Annotated in this window: 16 protein-coding genes; 8 read left to right on the forward strand and 8 right to left on the reverse strand. The window is 69.9% G+C overall.

The window, feature by feature from the left end:
- The first annotated feature begins 173 nt into the window (after positions 1-173).
- The 5 genes from HS048_RS21470 to HS048_RS21490 all read left to right on the forward strand — a co-directional run bounded on the left by HS048_RS21470 (position 174) and on the right by HS048_RS21490 (position 5,489).
- Positions 174-1,607, forward strand: coding sequence for an MFS transporter (locus HS048_RS21470; protein WP_196468424.1), 1,434 nt, complete (start codon positions 174-176; stop codon positions 1,605-1,607).
- 21 nt (positions 1,608-1,628) lie between these two features.
- Positions 1,629-2,276, forward strand: coding sequence for a TetR/AcrR family transcriptional regulator (locus HS048_RS21475; RefSeq protein WP_196468425.1), 648 nt, complete (start codon positions 1,629-1,631; stop codon positions 2,274-2,276).
- A gap of 740 nt (positions 2,277-3,016) precedes the next feature.
- Positions 3,017-4,138, forward strand: a complete 1,122-nt coding sequence (locus HS048_RS21480; RefSeq protein ID WP_196468426.1) for a multicopper oxidase domain-containing protein — start codon at positions 3,017-3,019, stop codon at positions 4,136-4,138.
- Between the two features lie 89 nt (positions 4,139-4,227).
- Entirely contained in the window at positions 4,228-4,443 is a 216-nt protein-coding gene (locus HS048_RS21485; RefSeq protein WP_196468427.1) for an SHOCT domain-containing protein, read from the forward strand.
- A 185-nt stretch (positions 4,444-4,628) separates the two neighbouring features.
- Positions 4,629-5,489, forward strand: coding sequence for a F510_1955 family glycosylhydrolase (locus HS048_RS21490; RefSeq protein ID WP_196468428.1), 861 nt, complete (start codon positions 4,629-4,631; stop codon positions 5,487-5,489).
- A gap of 135 nt (positions 5,490-5,624) precedes the next feature.
- On the opposite strand, the gene HS048_RS21495 is transcribed toward HS048_RS21490, so the two are convergent.
- The 3 genes from HS048_RS21495 to HS048_RS21505 form a co-directional block, all read right to left on the reverse strand.
- Positions 5,625-6,623: an NlpC/P60 family protein gene (locus tag HS048_RS21495; protein ID WP_307832582.1), complete on the reverse strand. Its 999-nt coding sequence runs from the start codon at positions 6,621-6,623 to the stop codon at positions 5,625-5,627.
- Between the two features lie 479 nt (positions 6,624-7,102).
- Complete coding sequence (locus tag HS048_RS21500; RefSeq protein ID WP_196468429.1) at positions 7,103-7,600, reverse strand: hypothetical protein; 498 nt, start codon at positions 7,598-7,600, stop codon at positions 7,103-7,105.
- Complete coding sequence (locus tag HS048_RS21505; RefSeq protein ID WP_196468430.1) at positions 7,597-7,827, reverse strand: hypothetical protein; 231 nt, start codon at positions 7,825-7,827, stop codon at positions 7,597-7,599. Before HS048_RS21505 ends, HS048_RS21500 begins: the two co-directional genes overlap by 4 nt.
- A gap of 115 nt (positions 7,828-7,942) precedes the next feature.
- On the opposite strand from HS048_RS21505, the gene HS048_RS21510 reads away from it, so the two are divergent.
- Positions 7,943-8,512 carry a TetR/AcrR family transcriptional regulator gene (locus tag HS048_RS21510; protein WP_196468431.1) on the forward strand — a complete coding sequence of 190 codons (570 nt, stop codon included), beginning with the start codon at positions 7,943-7,945 and terminating at the stop codon, positions 8,510-8,512.
- Between the two features lie 158 nt (positions 8,513-8,670).
- Here the strand turns inward: HS048_RS21510 and HS048_RS21515 are convergent, their stop codons facing one another.
- A complete protein-coding gene (locus HS048_RS21515; protein ID WP_196468432.1) occupies positions 8,671-9,591 on the reverse strand; it encodes a nucleotidyltransferase domain-containing protein in 921 nt (306 codons plus the stop codon).
- Positions 9,592-9,839: 248 nt separating this feature from the next.
- Here HS048_RS21515 and HS048_RS21520 point away from each other — a divergent pair, with 248 nt between their 5' ends.
- Positions 9,840-11,465 (forward strand): tol-pal system YbgF family protein, encoded by a 1,626-nt coding sequence (locus HS048_RS21520; RefSeq protein ID WP_230881823.1) that lies wholly within the window; start codon positions 9,840-9,842, stop codon positions 11,463-11,465.
- A 188-nt stretch (positions 11,466-11,653) separates the two neighbouring features.
- Here the strand turns inward: HS048_RS21520 and HS048_RS21525 are convergent, their stop codons facing one another.
- Positions 11,654-12,298 carry a CHAP domain-containing protein gene (locus HS048_RS21525; RefSeq protein ID WP_196468434.1) on the reverse strand — a complete coding sequence of 215 codons (645 nt, stop codon included), beginning with the start codon at positions 12,296-12,298 and terminating at the stop codon, positions 11,654-11,656.
- Positions 12,299-12,673: 375 nt separating this feature from the next.
- Between HS048_RS21525 and HS048_RS21530 the strand changes: the two genes are divergently transcribed.
- Positions 12,674-13,774 carry a hypothetical protein gene (locus HS048_RS21530; protein WP_196468435.1) on the forward strand — a complete coding sequence of 367 codons (1,101 nt, stop codon included), beginning with the start codon at positions 12,674-12,676 and terminating at the stop codon, positions 13,772-13,774.
- 133 nt (positions 13,775-13,907) lie between these two features.
- Here the strand turns inward: HS048_RS21530 and HS048_RS21535 are convergent, their stop codons facing one another.
- From HS048_RS21535 to HS048_RS21545, 3 genes are all read right to left on the reverse strand, one after another.
- Positions 13,908-15,293 (reverse strand): hypothetical protein, encoded by a 1,386-nt coding sequence (locus tag HS048_RS21535; RefSeq protein ID WP_196468436.1) that lies wholly within the window; start codon positions 15,291-15,293, stop codon positions 13,908-13,910.
- Between the two features lie 194 nt (positions 15,294-15,487).
- Positions 15,488-15,820: a helix-turn-helix transcriptional regulator gene (locus HS048_RS21540; protein WP_196468437.1), complete on the reverse strand. Its 333-nt coding sequence runs from the start codon at positions 15,818-15,820 to the stop codon at positions 15,488-15,490.
- Positions 15,817-16,893 (reverse strand): tyrosine-type recombinase/integrase, encoded by a 1,077-nt coding sequence (locus HS048_RS21545; RefSeq protein WP_196468438.1) that lies wholly within the window; start codon positions 16,891-16,893, stop codon positions 15,817-15,819. Before HS048_RS21545 ends, HS048_RS21540 begins: the two co-directional genes overlap by 4 nt.
- Positions 16,894-17,005: the final 112 nt, after the last annotated feature.

The raw sequence follows: 17,005 nt of genomic DNA on the forward strand, positions 1-17,005 counted from the left end.
TGAGACCGTGGACCGGCAGCGGCAGCGCGGCACTGCTTCCTATGGATATGTGCAGGCAGGAGCACTCTTTCGCTGTTCGGATGTAACGCCGAACAGGTAAACCGAACAGGCATGTTCGGATTATGTTACGGTCTAATCCGAACATCAATGTTCGGATTAGGAGGCATGCCGTCATGGCCCACCCCACCGCCCGCCCCCACGTGACCTCCCACGCGGTCCCACCCGCCCCGCGCCGATGGCAGGCGCTGGCCGTGCTGTGCCTGGCGCAGTTCATGGTGATCCTCGACGTCACCGTGGTGAACATCGCGCTGCCCGCCATCGGCGCCGACCTCGACCTCGACCGATCCGCCGCCACCTGGGTGGTCACCGCCTACACCCTGTGCTTCGGCGGCCTGATGCTGCTCGGCGGGCGCCTGGCGGACCTGTACGGCCGCCGCCGCGTCTTCCTGGCGGGCCTGGCCCTGTTCACGCTGGCCTCGCTGGTGGCGGGCCTGACCGGCTCGGGCCCGATGCTCATCGCCGCACGGGCCGTCCAGGGCGCGGGCGCCGCGCTGCTGTCACCGTCGGCGCTGTCGATCGTGACCACCACCTTCCACGGACCGGAGCGGCACCGCGCGCTCGGTGTGTGGGCGGCGATCGGCGGCGGCGGCGCCGCGGCGGGCGTCCTGCTCGGCGGAGTGCTCACCTCCGGACCCGGCTGGCCGTGGGTGTTCTTCGTCAACGTGCCCGTCGGCCTGCTGGTCGCCGTGGCGCTGCCCCGCCTGGTGGCCGCAGGTCCGGCCGCCCGCGGCGGCCGACTGGACCTGACCGGCGCGGCCCTGGTCACCGCGGCGACGGCGCTGGTCGTGTACGGCCTGCTGCGGGCCGGGGACGCGGGCTGGAGCGACCGGTGGACCCGCGCCGCGCTGGGCGGCGGGCTGGTCCTGTCCGCGGCCTTCGCCGTCGTCGAACGGCGCGCCCAGGCGCCGCTGGTGCGGCTCGGGCTGCTCACCCGGCGTCCGGTGATCACCGGCAACCTCGTCATGCTGACTGCTTCCGGGCTGCTGCTGGCCGCCTTCTTCCTCACCTCGCAGTACCTGCAGCACGTGGCGGGCCTGTCGGCCCTGGAGACCGGTCTGGCGTTCCTGCCGGTGGCCGTCGCCACGGTCGCCGGCGCCCACCTCGGTTCCCGCCTGGTGGTCCGGGTCGGCGGCCGGATCGTGGCCGCCTCCGCCTTCGCCTGCACCGCGGCCGGGATGGCGCTGCTGTCGCGTCTGCCGGTCCGGCCGGACGTGCTGACCGACGTCGAGCCCGGATTCGTGCTGGCCGCGCTGGGGCTCGGTGCGGCGTTCGTCACGGCCACCACCACCGCCATGACCCACGTCGCCCACGAGGAAGCCGGTGTCGTCTCCGGGCTGGTCAACACCGGCCACGAGCTCGGGGCCGGTCTCGGTGTCGCGGTCTTCTCCACCCTGGCCGCGACCGGCATCGGCGCCGCACAAGCCGGTGGGTTCGCCGACGCCTACCGGGCCGCGGCGATCGGCGCCGCCGCCGTGGCGGTGGCCGCCGCGGCGGCGCTGCCCAAGGGGCGACCCCCGGCAGGCGACGGGCCGATCTTCGTCCACTGAGCCGGCCCGTACGCTTGCCCCATGGCCACCGACCGCACCAGTACCGCTGCCGGCGCCGGCCCGCGCGTCCGGCGCCGGGCCGACGCCGAGCGGAGCATCGCCGCCATCGTCGAGGCCGCACTCGCCGTCTTCGGCCGCGACGCCGACGCCACCATGGCCGACATCGCCCGCGCCGCCGGAGTCGGCCGGGTCACCCTCTACAGCCATTTCCCCTCGCGGGAGGACCTGCTCGAGGAGGTGATGGGCCGCGCGATCGGCGAGGCGCGCACCGTCCTGGACGCGGTACCGGTGCAGGACCTGCCCGCCGACCAGGCATTGGCCGAGGTGGTCCGTTCCTGTTGGCAGGTCCTGGACCGGTACCGCAGCCTGCAGGCCGCCGCCGTGCGCGTCCTCGGTCCTGAGCGCATGCGCGCCCACCACGACGAGCCCATGGCCGTGGTGAGCGACCTGCTGGCCCGCGGTCACAAGGACGGCACCGTCCGCGCCGACCTGCCGCACGACTGGCTGCTCGCCACCGTCTACAGCCTTCTGCACACGGCTGCGGCCGAGGTCGAGGCCGGGCGGCTGCCCGCCGCCGATGTGTCCGATGTCCTCGAGGCCACCCTCGCCTCCGCCCTGGCCCCCCGGAACAGGCCTCCTGACTCTGGCACGGCCGGCCCGGCGGCGTAGAGCACCCACCGGAGGCATCGGGAGCTGCGGGAGCCACGCCCTGTGCCGTCCGCCGGACCACGGATGACGGCCGCCTCGGCAACCGTCGTTCGGGAGCCGGAGCTCACCGGCTTCCGCATCCGGCCGGCCATGCGGTCCAGCAGGAAGTTATCCCGGTCCGGCGAAGGGGCGCGCAACTGCGCAGAGCGGGGACGATGGGTACCCGGTCTGCGCCGTTCCCGTTTCAGGACAGGGCGGCCCCCTATCGCAGTGAAGCCCTCACGCCGGAGGTCCGGTGCGAGGGCAGGTGTGCTCTTCAGCTGGTTCCCGCGGGCAAGGCCGTCGGGCCGTCCCCCTGTTTTCTACGACGTGGGATCGTTGAAGATGACCAGCCATTTTCACAGCGCGGGCAGTGCCTCGACCGGAGAAGAGTCGGGTCGGCAAGGGGAAATCGGAAAGATGTGATCAGCGAGTTGAGGCGCTGACGACGGTCATCCATCCACCTCGCATACGATCGACTATCTCCCATAGTTTTTTCTGCCCAGCAGGGACCTTCGTCCCCTTGCCTCGAGGCCAACGACACTACCCCTAAGGGGTATGAGCGGGCAGTCTGGTGAGCAACCAGAGGAAACCGCAGCAGCCATGAGAGGCAAGCGCTGATGACTTCATCAGACTTTCAGGGCCGTCACGCCGAATCCTCGACCGGCGCCGTGGATCCGCTGCTTTCCCGGCGATCACCATCAGCAGGAAGACGACCACCAATGCGCAGACCTCTGATCATCGCAGCGAGTGCACTGAGCGCGGTGCTACTGGCCAGTGCCGGTTTCGGGGCCGGTTTCGGGGCCGGCATCGCGACCGGCGAAAGCGGGCACGACAGCACACCGGCATCCGGCGGCACGAACCACCCCGAGAGCGGACCCTCCGGGCATGAGGAGGATCCGAAGCTGACCACCGAGGACGGCCACGACCACGCCGGCCACGAAGGCAGCAAGGGCACGCCCGCCACCTACGACGCGACCGCCGTACCCGGTTTCGGCTTCCGCCCCCGCGACGCCGTCCTCCCGCCCGCGCCGACCGGACGCACGCACAAGGCGACCTTGACCATCACCGAGAAGGTCATCGAGGTCGCCCCGGGCGTACGGCAGCGCGCCTGGACCTACAACGGCACCCTGCCCGGCCCGGTCCTGCGCGGCAGAGTCGGCGACACCTTCGCCATCACCCTGGTCAACAAGGGCTCCACCGGCCACTCCATCGACTTCCATGCCTCCCAGGTCGCCCCCGACCGAAAGATGCGTACCATCGAACCAGGCGAGCAGCTCACCTACACCTTCACCGCCGAGCGTGCCGGGGCGTTCATGTACCACTGCGGCAGCGCCCCCGCCCTGCACCACATCGGCAACGGCATGTACGGCGCGATCGTCATCGACCCGCCGAACCTGCCGGACGTCGACCAGGAGTTCGTCGTCGTCCAGTCCGAGCTGGCCCTCGGCCCCCAGGACGGCCTGGCCAAGCTCAGCAAGCTGTATACGGCCGACTACGACGCGGTCGCCTTCAACGGCTACGCCGGGCAGTACCGCTTCGCTCCGCTGACGGCCACCGCGGGTGAGCGCACCCGTATCTGGGTCGTCGACGCCGGCCCGTCAGCGCCCTCGGCCTTCCACGTCGTGGGCGCCGTGTTCGACACCGTCTTCAAGGACGGCGGCTACACGGTCCGCCCCGACGACACGGCGGGCGGCGGCGCGCAGGTCCTCGACCTGGCCCCGTCCCAGGGCGGATTCGTGGAGTTCACCTTCGCCGAACCCGGCGAGTACCCGGTGGTCAGCCATCGCTTCGCCGACGCCGCCCGCGGCGCGACCGGCCTGTTCAAGGTCGGCGCGGCGTGAACCGCCTTCTGCCGCCGGCAGAGCCACTCCCCCAGCACGAGGAGGAAACGATCACGATGCACCATGGATACGGAACGATGATGTGGCCCATGGGCGGCATGATGCTGCTCTGGCTGGCGCTGACCGCGCTGGTCGTCTGGCTGGTCGTCCGCTCCACTCCGGCTCGCGCCGGAGGCGCTCCCGCCGCGCCGCCGGCGGCGAACGCCGACGTCACCGCTTCGGCCCGACGCATCCTGGCCGAGCGCTACGCCCGTGGTGAACTGGACACCGACGAGTACACCCGGCGTCTGGCAGCCCTGCACTGACACTCCCGCACGGATGCGCCCCCCCGATGGCCGCGGCACGGTATCGCCACCACCGGGACAGCACCGGCCGGCCGACCACAACCCACGAGGGACACCGACATCCGATGAGCGAGAAGACGACCGCGGCAAAACCAGCGGTCCCGAAGACAACCCGACGTGCGGCGCCGGCTCCGCCGTCGCGCCGCATGAAGCATCGGCCGCTGCTGGCGGCCCTGGCGGTGGTGATGGTCATCACGGTCGCAGGTGTGCTCGTCATGCGCAGCCAGGACGGCTCCGGCTCCGGGGGCGGCGCCGCGAGTGAGGCGTTCGGGCACGTGCACGGCATGGTGGTCGACCCCGGCACCGGTGTGCCCTACGTGGCCACGCATGTCGGCCTGTTCCGCCTGACTGACACGGGCACCGCCGTGCGGGTCTCGCAGAACACCTCGGACCTGATGGGATTCACCGCCGCCGGACCGGGCCGCTTCCTGGCCTCGGGCCATCCCGGTGAGCACGACGACGGCCCGAGCGATCTCGGCCTGATCGAGTCGACCGACGGCGGCGTGACCTGGACGACGATGTCCCTGCCCGGAGCGGCGGACTTCCACGGCCTGCAGGCCGCCCACGGGCTGGTCTACGGCTACAACTCCGCCGACGGTGCGTTCCTGGTCAGCTCCGACCGGCGCACCTGGCAGCAGCGCTCCACGATCGCCGTGGGAGCCTTCGCCGTCAGCCCGGCCGATGCGCAGACCATCCTCGCCATCGGCCGCGACGGGGTCGGGCGTTCCACCGACGGCGGCCGCACCTGGTATCTGGTGCCTGACGCGCCGGCGCTGGCGACGCTGGCTTGGAACCAGGCGGACCAGGCGTGGGGCGCCGCACCCGACGGGACCGTGTGGCGTTCAGGTGACGGCGGCACCACCTGGCAGCGACGCGGCACCCTGGGCGGACCGGCTCACGCGCTCACCGCTCACCAGGGCACCGTGCTCGCCGCGCTGGACGGCGACCGGGTCGTCGCCAGCGCCGACGGCGGCATCACCTGGACCACTCGCTACGCCCCCAGGTGATCTCCACCGCGGAAACAACCGTCACCCCTTCCCCGCCGGTTCGAAAACCGCCCGGCGCGCGGGTACGGCGCACCGGCTTCGTGGCGCGATCGGCGTGCCTCGGTGCGGGCGTCAGCCTCGCCGCAGGGCAGCCGGTCACGGACGGACAGCCCCCAGGAGCCGGCCCCACCAGTAATCATCCAGGTCGACGACCTTGATGACGTCACCGGTGCGCGGGGCGTGCACCATCTTGCCGTCACCGGCGTACATGCCCATGTGCCCCAGGCCCTTGCTGAACAGCAGGTCTCCAGGCTGCAGCTGGTTCAGGTCCAAAGGGATGCGCCGATCGGCGCCCCAGCTCCACTGCTCCCAGGTCGTGCGGGGCAGCTCGACTCCCGCTGCCCGCCAGGACGCCTGAGTCAGTCCCGAGCAGTCGTACGATCCCGGCCCTTCACCGCCGTACTGGTAGGGCTTGCCGACCTGTCTGAACGCGAACTCCAGTGCCGTGCGGGCGTTGCCCGAGGCCGGCCCGCTGTAGACGATGCCGGGGCTGTTGGGATCACCGGCCCGGAAGGCGCCCAGCCTGCGCAGCAGTTTCGTCTGCTCGGCGATGGTGCGTTCGGTCTTGGTCTTCTCGGCGGCCAGGGTGTCTCGCGCCGTGTCCGCTTCGGCCAAGGCCTCTTTCGCCTGGCTGTGTTTCGCTTTGAGGGTCTGGTTGGCGGCGTCGAAGGCGCGCAGGGACGCGGTGTGGCCGGCCGCGATCTGGTTGACCGTGGCCATGCTGCTCAGGATCGATCTTGGGTCGCTGTTGGTGATGAGTCCTTCGCTGGTGGTCAGGCCGCCGAACTGGTAGGAGCTGATCGCCACCGTGACGAGGTCGCGGCGCAGCGCCTCGACGGTTTTGCGCTGCCGGGTGTAGTCCTCGTTCAACCGGTCGTAGGTCTTCTTGGCTTTCTTCCACCGCTGGTTGGCCAGGTTATAGCGGTCGACGATCTTGTCGGCCTGGTCGTTCAGCTTCTTCAGTTTCGCCTTGGCCTGGGCGATGGTGGGCTGCGGTTCGGCGACCGCCCCGTCGAGCGGGAGCAGCGTGATGGTGATGAGCCCCACCGCCGCGGCTATCCGTCCGAACTTCAGCGGCATGCCTGCCACGGTCACGGTGACGCCTTCCCTTTGCCCGGATGTCGGGCGAAATGCTACAGAAGCAGCGCCGGTTGATTCACCGTTTGATCCGTACTTCCCTTCTCGATCACGGTGATCTCGCAGTGGCACTCTCCCCGGCAGGATCCGACGCTCTCAGCGGGCCGCTGAGCAAATCTCCTGGTCAGGGAGCATTAATTGGAGAGGCTTAGGGCGTGCCGGGCGCCTCGCCGCCTTCGGTGCCGCCTGCTTCCAGCGGGGAAATGCCCACTACGGTCCATAGTAAGATCGGTGCGTTTCCTGCGACCGGATCATGCGGTCCACCGGTACGGCCCGGCGGGCCCTGTCGCGGCCGGCGATGCGGCCGCCTGCGTGGCGGGCCTCGACGAGCGTCCCGCGGGGGAACCGCGGTGTCGTCCGGTGCGGCCGGTTCGGATCCCCCTGTTCGGGGCGGGGTGGAGCCGGTCGCGTTTATGAGATGAGCGGCTGCCGTTGCGTTACTTGCGTCGCCCGTAGCGGGTTCTGCCCTTCGGCTTGTACACCGCCAGGACCGTGGCCGTGAGCAGGACCAGCAGGCCGCCGCCGGCGTGGACCACCAGCGAGATCCGCGCCTCGCGCAGCACGGTGGCGGACAGCGTCGTCTCCGCCGCCGTGCCTGCCACATGGCTGATCGGCCCCAACTGCATCAGCAGGACGACGGTGGCGAAGATGATCAGCAGGAACTTCAGCAGGACCCAGTAGTGCCGAAACAGGCCCCACACGGTACCCAGGGAGGAGATGAGGCCGGTCAGCAGCGATGCCAGGGCCAACGGGACGATGGCGTACCAGGTGATCGGCCCCATCGCGACATAAGCGGCGCGCACCATCGGCTCATCCTTGCCGGCCAGGCCGATGATCGCGAGTACCAGGAAGGTGATGACCGCGCCCAGCCAGCCGATCGAGGACGTGACGTGCACGGTGAGCGCGAACTTGCGCACGGGCGGCGTCATGATCATGGCTGCTGATGGCCGCTGTGCTCTGCGCTGCGGGAGGGCTGGATCTGATCACCGCCGCCGGACGGCAGGTGACGGCCGGGACCGTGGTCGCCGCCGCTGATGAGCATCACGATGACGGCGAGGAGGATCACCGCGGCGGCGATGATCCCGAACACTTTCACCCAGCGTGGCATCCCCCGGTGTTCGGAATTCGGGTCTGGGTCGCGGGGTGAGCGCGGATCGGTCATGGGTGTCTCCTCTGCGGCGCAGGTGTCTCGCGGCTGTCGCTACAACAGCTTTTCGATACACGATGTCTCTGTCAATACATAATGTATTGACAGTGTCGCTGCGTATACTGAGTTAATGCCAAAGCTGTGGAATGAGACGATCGAGACGCACCGCCGCGCGGTCCGCGATGCGGCCCTCGACGCCGCCGCGGCGCTGGTGGCCGAGCACGGGTTGCGGTCGGTGACGATGTCACAGATCGCCAAGGAGACCGGTGTCGGCCGGGCCACGCTGTACAAGTACTTCCCCGACGTCGAAGCCATCTTGACCGCGTGGCACGAACGTCAGATCCTCCGCCACCTCGAGCATCTCGCCCGGCTCCGCGACCAGGCCGGCACCGCCGGTGAGCGCCTCAAAGCCGTCCTCGAGGCCTACGCGCTCATCCAGCACGAGCATCACGGCACCGAGCTGGCGGCGCTCCTCCACCGAGGTGAGCACGTCGTCCGGGCGCGGCAGCACCTCCACGACTTCATCTGCGGCCTGCTGGCCGAAGGCGCCGAGGCCGGTGATCTGCGGGATGACGTCGCGCCCGACGAACTCGCGGCCTACTGCATCCACGCCCTCGGCGCAGCCGGCAGCCTGCCGTCCGAAGCCGCGGTCCAGCGGCTCGTCACGGTCGCGCTGGCCGGGTTGCGCCCGGCGCGTTGACGCATCGCGCTGACGCCGGAAGCCGGTTGAGCGCCTTCCGGAGCCGAGGACCGCTGCGCCTCCGTGCAGAGGCGAAGGGATCCATGTTCTGACCGCCGCGGTGCAGGGGCGGACGCAGAGCCGTGATCAGCCGTCCCAGTACGGAGTCGGGCCGCCGGTCACTCCTGTGTACTCGGCGGTTCATCGCGCTCTCTTCCTCCCCGCCGTCCGCAGTGGAGCCGGTGCGCGTCGGTGATGACGGTGTCGGCAAAGGCCAGGACGTCACGGCGGCGGGCCTGCGGTGTCGCATACAGCGATCGCCGGTCGCAGGTGAATCCGACGGGCAGGAACTCGGCCAGGCCGGCGATGAGGCTGGAGAGCGCGGGCCGGGCCCGGTCCGCCCGTCGGATGCGCAGGGCTTCGTTGATCACACGGTGCCACCGCGCCGGGAAGGTCTCCAGCGCGTAGCGACCGGCGCCGTCCTTGGAGGTGATGCCGCCGGTGGCCAGGGTGTAGTGCAGACGCACGACACCGGTGACGATCCAGACGGCGCCATAGGAGCTCTGGGTGGCCAGGCCCCACGCGCTGAGCGGCCGACAGGCCCGCTCGCAGAGCCGGCGCCAGTACCGGTCGAGGTTGTCGTCGGTCCAGGCCGCCAAGGCATGCGGATCGCGCCACAGGTCCAGCTTGGCGGGTGTGGGGCCGCGGCAGATCACGCCGTGGTCGGCGATGGTGTGCCAGGTGACCGGGCTGACGGGACTGGCGCCGGCGTTAAGGCGGCCTTCGTGGCTGTGGAGCCGCGGGCTCGCGCCGGTGGGGCCGGCTCGCAGATCGTCCCACGTCAGGTAGACACCATCGAAGAACGGGCGCGGCCACCGGTCACGCAGCCGCGCATGGACGCGCTCCAGCGCGGCCAGGGCGGCGCCTTGCGGCGGGGCGGCGGTCACGGCGACGAAGTCGATGTCGCTGGTGCGGGGACGGAAGTCGCCCAGGGCCACCGACCCTTCGAGGTAGAGCCCTTCGATGAGGCCGTCGGCTTCGGCGTCGACCGCCCGCAGGTAGGTGGCGATGATGTCTTCGACGGGGAAGGGCAGTGTCATGTGACCGCAGTCTGCCGGATCGTCGCGGTTGGGATCCATGCCCCATCTTGTCCGCCACGGGGGTGTCCCCGGTCTCCGTCGCCCAGGCGAGCAGGTCGATCGGTCCAGGCAGCCGCGTGCCTCGCGCGCAAGAAGCACCCCGAAGGAGGCTTACTTATTCACCACGGTCTGAGACTCTTGTCCTATCCGGCATAGGAGTGGCGATGCGATGTCGTGGTGGCGTCCTTGCGGTATCGGCTGGACTCTCGTTGGCGGTTACCGCCGTCGCTCCTGCCCTGGCGCACGAACATCCCAGCGGGATCACCGACCTGGTGACCCCCGCGGTGGTGCGCGTCGAGGCGACGGCGAAGGTGGACATCACCCTGTTCGATCGCGCTGACGAGCTGGTCCACGTCGAGCGAAGCTACGAGGTGCCGATCGGCAGCGGCACCGGGACCGTGGTCAACCCCGACGGCGCGGTCGTCACCCTGACCCGCGTGGTGGAGACCGGCAAGGACGTCGCGGTGTACGCCGCGAACCGCATCTTCGCCGAGCACCACAAGGTGAAGATCCCCGACGACTTCGAGCGGCACAAGCTCGGCGACGACAAGCTCGACCACCACCTGCAGGAGTGCTACCCGCCGAAGAGCTCCACGGCGACCTGCATCGCCGACGTCAGCACCGAGATCCGCATCTTCCCCAACATCGCCCCCGCCGACGCCGAGGGGTTCCGGGCCGAGATCGCCCGCGCCGGGGACGGGCCCGACAGCCCGGCGGTGCTGGTGCCGGTCGGGCGCGCCGACGGCGGGGCGGGCATGCCCACCGCGCCGCTGGCCGCCAAGGTGCCCGACAAGGAGGGCTCCCCGGTCGCGGTCGCCGGGTTCACCGGGCGGCCCGCGGCCGACCGGCCGGAGACCGTGGAGATCGCGCACCTGCAGGCCGGGGGCGCCGGGGACGGCGGGAGGCGGTTCAAGGACCCCGAGGGCAAGGCCGACGAGCCGGTGAAGCTGGGCGCCCTCGTCGACAAGGGACTGCTCGGCGGCCCGGTGATCGAGGACAAGAAGGGCGAGGTCGTCGGGCTGCTCGTGGGCGGCGGCAAGGAGGCCCGGATGATCGGCGTCCGGGAGATCACCACGGCGCTGGCCGAGGCGAAGGCGCCCGCGCGGCGCGGCCCGATCGACGCCGCGTTCGAGCAGGCGCTGACCCGCTTCCACACCGGGTACTACGGTGACGCCGTCCCGGCCTTCCAGCGCGTCCTGGACCTCTACCCCGGCCACGTCGTGGCCGCCGCGCACCTGAAGACCTCGCAGGCCAAGCGCGGCACCGCCGAGGACGAGGGCACCAGGCGGGCCGCCGCGGACGAGGACGCGGGCGGCGGGGGAGTGCCGCTCTGGCCGTTCCTGGCCGGCGGCGGCGTGCTGGTGGCCGCGGTGGCCGCCGGGGCGCTGCTGCTGTGGCGGCGCGGGGCCGCGCAGGACCCGGACCCCGCGGAGGCCGGGACCGTCGAGACGGGCGTGCCGGTCCCCGAGCCGCCCGTCGCCATCCCGCGCCGGCCCCCGGTCGACGAGGGGGCCAACCCCACGGTGGTGGTCGGGCGGTCCTTCCCCGCCCTGCCGAAGATCGCACCCGGAGACCCGCCCACCGGTCCCGGCGGGCCGTCCGCGGCTCCGGGCGGGCCGTCCACCGGCCCCGGCAGACCCGTGCTGGTCGCCCGCGACCCCGGGCGACCGGAGGGGACCGCGCCCAACGGCGGCGACACCGCCCCGGGAGCCGGAGCGGGGGCCGCCGGGACGAACCCGGGCGCGGCCGTCCAGAAGTACTGCACCGCCTGCGGGATGCGGCTGGGCCACGCCCACCGGTTCTGCGGCTTCTGCGGCCACCCGGCCGAGGCGTGACGGCGCCGGTGAACGACAGAGCGCTCATCCGGGTGAGCGAACCCCCATCATGCGTGCGGCGGCCGGAATCTCACGAAACGCCCCGATCGGACCCACGGTGACTACGGCCACCAACGCGCGTGGGAAGGCACACGACCCAACGAAGGGGGCACAGCGCATGCTGTGCCCCCTTCCGTCAGCTGTCGATGTCAGGCCGCGTACTGCGGGTACCCGTACCCGACGACTTCGGCCTTGGGCCGGACGCGCTGCTCGACCTTGCCGTTGCCGGTGTTGCCCTCGATCGTGGTGATCGTGCCGTCACCGTTGTCCTTCTTCACCAGGGCCATGTGGTCGATGCCGTAGATGCTGTCGCCCTTCTTCCAGTCGAAGTACACAACAGCGCCTGGCGTGGTCTTGGAGCCCCAGCGCTCGTTGTCCTGGAACCACTTGGCCCAGGTGACGGTGTAGGCGTCCCAGCCGACCGTGGGACGGATACCGGCCTGCTCGCCGACCCAGGAGACGAACATCGCGCACCAGGGGGCGTTGGCGTAGGCGTTGACGTTGCCGCCGTCGCGCTCAACGGTCTCCTTGGCCCGCTGGGAGGTGACGTACCAGTCCTGGAACTTGGTGCCGCCGCCGTCGGCGTTCTCCGTGATACCGATCTGCTCTTCGGCGATCTTCAGGAGGTCATCCGCCGTGACCCGCGGCAGGCTCTCGGCCGAGGTGGAGGCGTCCGAGGGTGAGGGGTGGGCGTGAGCCGTACCGCTGATCGTGAAAGCGACTCCGGCGACAAGGCCCAGGCCCGCAGCGGTGGCCAGCACACGAGAACGCGGGGAACGGATGGTGAAAGTCATGGAGAAAGAAGCTCCTTCATCAGGCAGCAGGACGTCCCTCGGCCCAGGCCGGAAGGGAGTGCTCGGGTCTGAAGGCCCATGCGGCCGGTGACCGGCCGTCTTTCTCCATGAAGCCCGCTCGGCGTAGCAGGAAAAGAGCACGAGAGGTGCCAGACGGTTGCCACCGACGGGAACGCTCAACGGCCCTACCTACAGGGCACTGCAGTGCGGAAAACCACGGCAGCGAATCGGGTCACGAGCCGATTCAGCGTGGTGGTGTTCGAGTACGTCCACCAGCGGCGCAGGCTGGTGCGGACGTTGCTCGGGCGGCGCGGCGGCCGGGTGGTGACGGCCCACGACGAGCCCTGCTGCAGACCTTGATCCGTGATGAGGTGCTTGCCCAAGGCGCTTGCGCTGGATCTGGTGGCGATCGGTGCCGTCGGGGCGTTCATGGCCTTGTTGTCACGGTGGGTGGATGAGGAGATCACCGCCATCCCGGCCGTGCTGGACGCGGCCTTTCACCCGGTGCTGGCTCCCGCCGTGCAGGTGATGCTGGACCCGCGGCCCCGGCCTGACGCGGCCGGCGCTCACGCCCCGCCGCAGCTGTCAGGTGGCGGCGGGGCGCAGCCCGAACGGCACGAGCAGGAAAGCCACACCCACCGCCAGGAAAGCGCTGGCCCCGGCAGCGCCCACGGCCCCACCGGCCAGCGCGGCCAATGGCGGGCTGAGTCACGCTGGCTCCCCGAGCGCGCCTACGGCAGCGCCGCCGACGTCCTCCCCTCCCGGGGTGCACTCGGTTCCGGTCTGGCCCTGCTCGTCGAGGCCGGCCGCATCCTCCTGGCCCCGAACTTCCTCACCCACGCCGTCCGCGTCCGCGACGGCCGTATTGAGCTCGTCTCCCGTTCCGGCGACGGCACCGAGCAGACCCTCACCGCCGACCGCATCGTGGCCGCCACCGGCTATCGCCCCGACCACGCCATCACCAGCGAGGTGCGCTTGGACTGCGATGCGGTCCTCGGCGCGGCTCGCGCGCTGGCGCCGCTGATCGACCCCAACGCCCACTCGTGCGGCACCGTCACCGCCCACGGCGCCGACGAGCTCGCCCACCCCGAACCCGGTTACTACATCACCGGGATGAAGAGCTATGGCCGCGCTCCGACTTTCCTGATGGCCACCGGCTACGAGCAGGTCCGCTCCGTCGTCGCCGCCCTGGCCGGGGACTGGGAGGCCACCCGGGACGTGCGGCTGGAGCTGCCGGAGACCGGGGTGTGCTCGGCCACCACCGGCTCGGCGGCCCTGGCCCAGCGCCTGGGCCTGACCGCCGCTCAGCACGACGAGCTGCTCGGCCGTATCGCCCGCCATCTGCCGGCCCACCACACCGCCGCCGGCGCCGTGCTGGCCGCGGCCGCCGACCTCGCCATCCCCGGTGGCATCGCCATGCAGCTGGCCGCCTACGCGGCCGACACCTTCGGCGCCCCCGCCGGCGCAGGCGCGTAGAACGGGTGTCGGGCCGTGGTGATACCGCGGGGGGGGGACACTCGATGCGATGGCGTCCCCGCACCGTGTCATCAAGGTCGTCGGGTAACGCGCAGATCCGTTCCTCTTGCGGTCTGGCTACTGCGCAACGGCCTCAGCAACGGCCCGGGGTGCCGATGTCGTATTCCTCTTGGAGGATCTTGCGAGCAGCATCCGCGTAACGCATGGCGGTGGACTCCGCTACTCCGAATACCGCGGCCAGATGCAGCGGATCGGCCCCTTGGGATAGGGCTTCTTCCAATTGCCGATCTTGGCGGAGCTGATCGATACCGATCAGTCCTTTGAAGAGCTGGGTCAGGAAATAGGAGCTGACCCTGCGGGTGTCCATGGCCGTATGGGAGGAGACCAGGAGATGGGGGTTGGCTGTGCGAGGCCAGCGGATACGGCGTTCTTCCAGATAGGCCAGCAGTGCCTGGCGCGTGAGGTCGTCCAGGTGGCGGCGCACCTTGTTGATGATGATGTGCCGGTTCCCCAGGTCGAAATCCTCCAGCATCAGGTTCCTGATGTCGTGGCGGCTGGCGGCGTGGATGGCGGCCAGAGCGAGGACGACGTGCTGCAGCGGGGTGGAGGCGGCAGCGATCACTTGCTCGTAGCGGTGTTCCTTCAGCGGCAGCAGCGCTGCGGTGACGGCCTTGCCGGGTTTGAGTCGGCTGGTGGGGTCATGGAAGATCCGTCTGGTGCGGTGCAGGAAGCGAAACAGTGATCGGAGGACGACCAGGGCGTGACTGCGGCTGCGGCCGACGGATCGCACGTTCAGGACGTCGGTGACGTCCTGCGGAGTGATCTCACGCAGGTCATCGAAACTCTGTGACCACTGCAGCAGGATCGGCGCGGCGACTCGCGCGTATTCAGCGACGGTCAGGCGCGCTTTGGGTACATCTCGCGGGCCGCCGTCACGCAGGTGACGCAGCCAGGCTTCAGCCTGCTCGAGGATCGCAGGAGTAGCGCCGTGCAGGCGTCGGCGCCAGTTTTCCTCCAGAGGGTCAGGACGGTCGTCGTTGAGCATGCCGATCTCGTCCAGCACGAGTGCGGTGCGCTCGACCGGGAGCTGCCGACTGGCCAGCGGCAGCAGTTCGGAGTAGAGGACCGGCTCGTCAGGGCCCCGGCAGGACAGCGCGATGACCAGGTTGCGCTGCACATCGTAAAGTCGCCGCTCGGACCATCCCTGTGCCTCGGCCAGACGGCCAGCGATGTGCCAGGCGTGTGCCAGATGCGGGATCGCACTGACTTCGTGGTCTAGGCGAATGTGACGATCACGCTGAGCCCGGAGCAGGTCGCGTCGCATGTCGAACAGTCGCATCTGGCCGGGGCCAGGAAGATCACTCAGTAGCGCCTCGGGGGTGGTGCGGGTACGCCGTGGTGTGGGGCCGTAGGCCGCGATCGAGCTCAGTGCTCGTTTCATGTCGGTGAAGAACAACTGCTGACTCGTGATGGCCACCATGACCTGACGACGGCCCGCATGATCCGTGTTGGCGGGCACACGCATACCCGTCTCGTGCCAGCACAGGCGACAAAACCCCTTCTTCTCCGGAACATGGCGCTGGCAGGCTAGGCAGGTACCGTGTGGATGGTTGCGCGCGAACGTCCGGCATGCCCGGCAGAGCCTGCCGGCCAGTGCTCCCCAGGCATAGCACTGCCCGCAGCTACCGACGGGACGGTACGCCTGTGGTGCTTTCACCGCGGCGGCAGGGACCGGCCGCCACGAGGCCGAGGCCGCACCTCCGTGGAGCGCGAGCTCTCGCCACTGGCCGCCTGCACGTGGACGTCATGCGAAGGGGCTGCAGTCACCGTGTCCGGTTCGGCGATGAGGAGTTCTTCGACTCCGCAGCCGAGCACGGCACAGATCACATCCAGCTCATCGAGCTTGATCGCGTTGGGGCGGCCGGACCACAGACCGGACATCTTGCCCGCGCTGATCTTCAGGCCGCGCTCGGCCAGCAAGCGCTGCAGCTCACTGGCCCTCCAGATGCCGCGGTTGGCTGCGGCCAACCGCAGGTTCCACTTCATGGCGCCAGTCCCTTCAGGCGTTGCGCGGCGCGCTGCTGTCCCTGCAGCCAGGCGTCTTCGATGTGGGTGCGCTGGACGTGCACGTACCGCATGGTCGTGGCCACCCAGTCGTGCCCCAGGAGCTCTTGGACCGCCAGTAGATCCATGCCGGAGCCGTAGAGCTGGGAGGCGCAGTAGTGCCGAAGAACGTGGGGAGTCAATCGGCCTCGCCAGTTCGGCAAGAAGCGCTCGACCGCCTCGTGTAGGCCGCTGCGCAGGGCGTCCGGTCCGACCCGCTGGCAGGAGCCGTCCCGGCTCTTACGCTCGGAGGCGAATAGCGGTGCGCCAGGCTGGGTCCAGTCGTCGTCGAAGTGAGCCCACACGTCCTCAACGAACCACTGCAGCGTCCGCCGGGCGCCGTTGATCAGCGGGACGATCCGCTGCTTGGGGCCCTGGCCGCGTCGGCCTTTGCCGTGGCGGACGTTCAGCTTGCCGAATGTGCCCAGATCCCAGCGCACGTCATCCAGATCCAGCTTGACGCACTCGCGAATCCTCAGCCCGACCTGGGCCATCAGCTGGGCGGCGGTGTAGTTACGGGCGGCGGGAGCGAACTTGCGGCACGTCGTCAGGTCGTCGGCCCACCCGGTGAAGAGCGTGTCGATCTCCTGCGGGCTGGGTGGCACGCGGATGTGCACCTGAGGGCTGCCCTTGGGTCGGTTCATGTCGTCGATCGGGCATTGGGCGACATGCCCGCTGAGCGCGTAGATCTCAGCGCGGTATCGCAGGTCGAGGAAGGCGAAGAACATCGACAGGCTGCCGGACTTGCTGTGGCGGGTCAACGGCGCCGCCTTGCGCAGCACCTTACCGAAGTACTCATCGGCATCACTCGGCTGCATCTCCCACAGCGGCCGGTTGAGCCAGGAGCGGATCTGCTCCAGGTCGATCACGTTCTGGCGGATCGTCACATCGGCTATGCCGGCTGCCGCACGAGCCAGTACGAAACCGGCCAGCAGGTCGGTCTCAAAGGCAGCCAGTTCTTCGTCGGTAGTCGGCAGGCGTTTGTCTCGCAGGTCCTTCACAACCGCGATAGCCATGAGCGCCCTTCCTCATCTTCACTCTCTGTGAAGGACCATCAACATAACCGAGGATCTTTCGTGGCTGCAGAGGAATCCTCAAAACAGACTTCGCTGACTCCTCTCCTCCCGA

Origin of the sequence: Planomonospora sp. ID91781 (assembly GCF_015711595.1) — a bacterium.
Classification (GTDB): Bacteria; Actinomycetota; Actinomycetes; order Streptosporangiales; family Streptosporangiaceae; genus Planomonospora; species Planomonospora parontospora.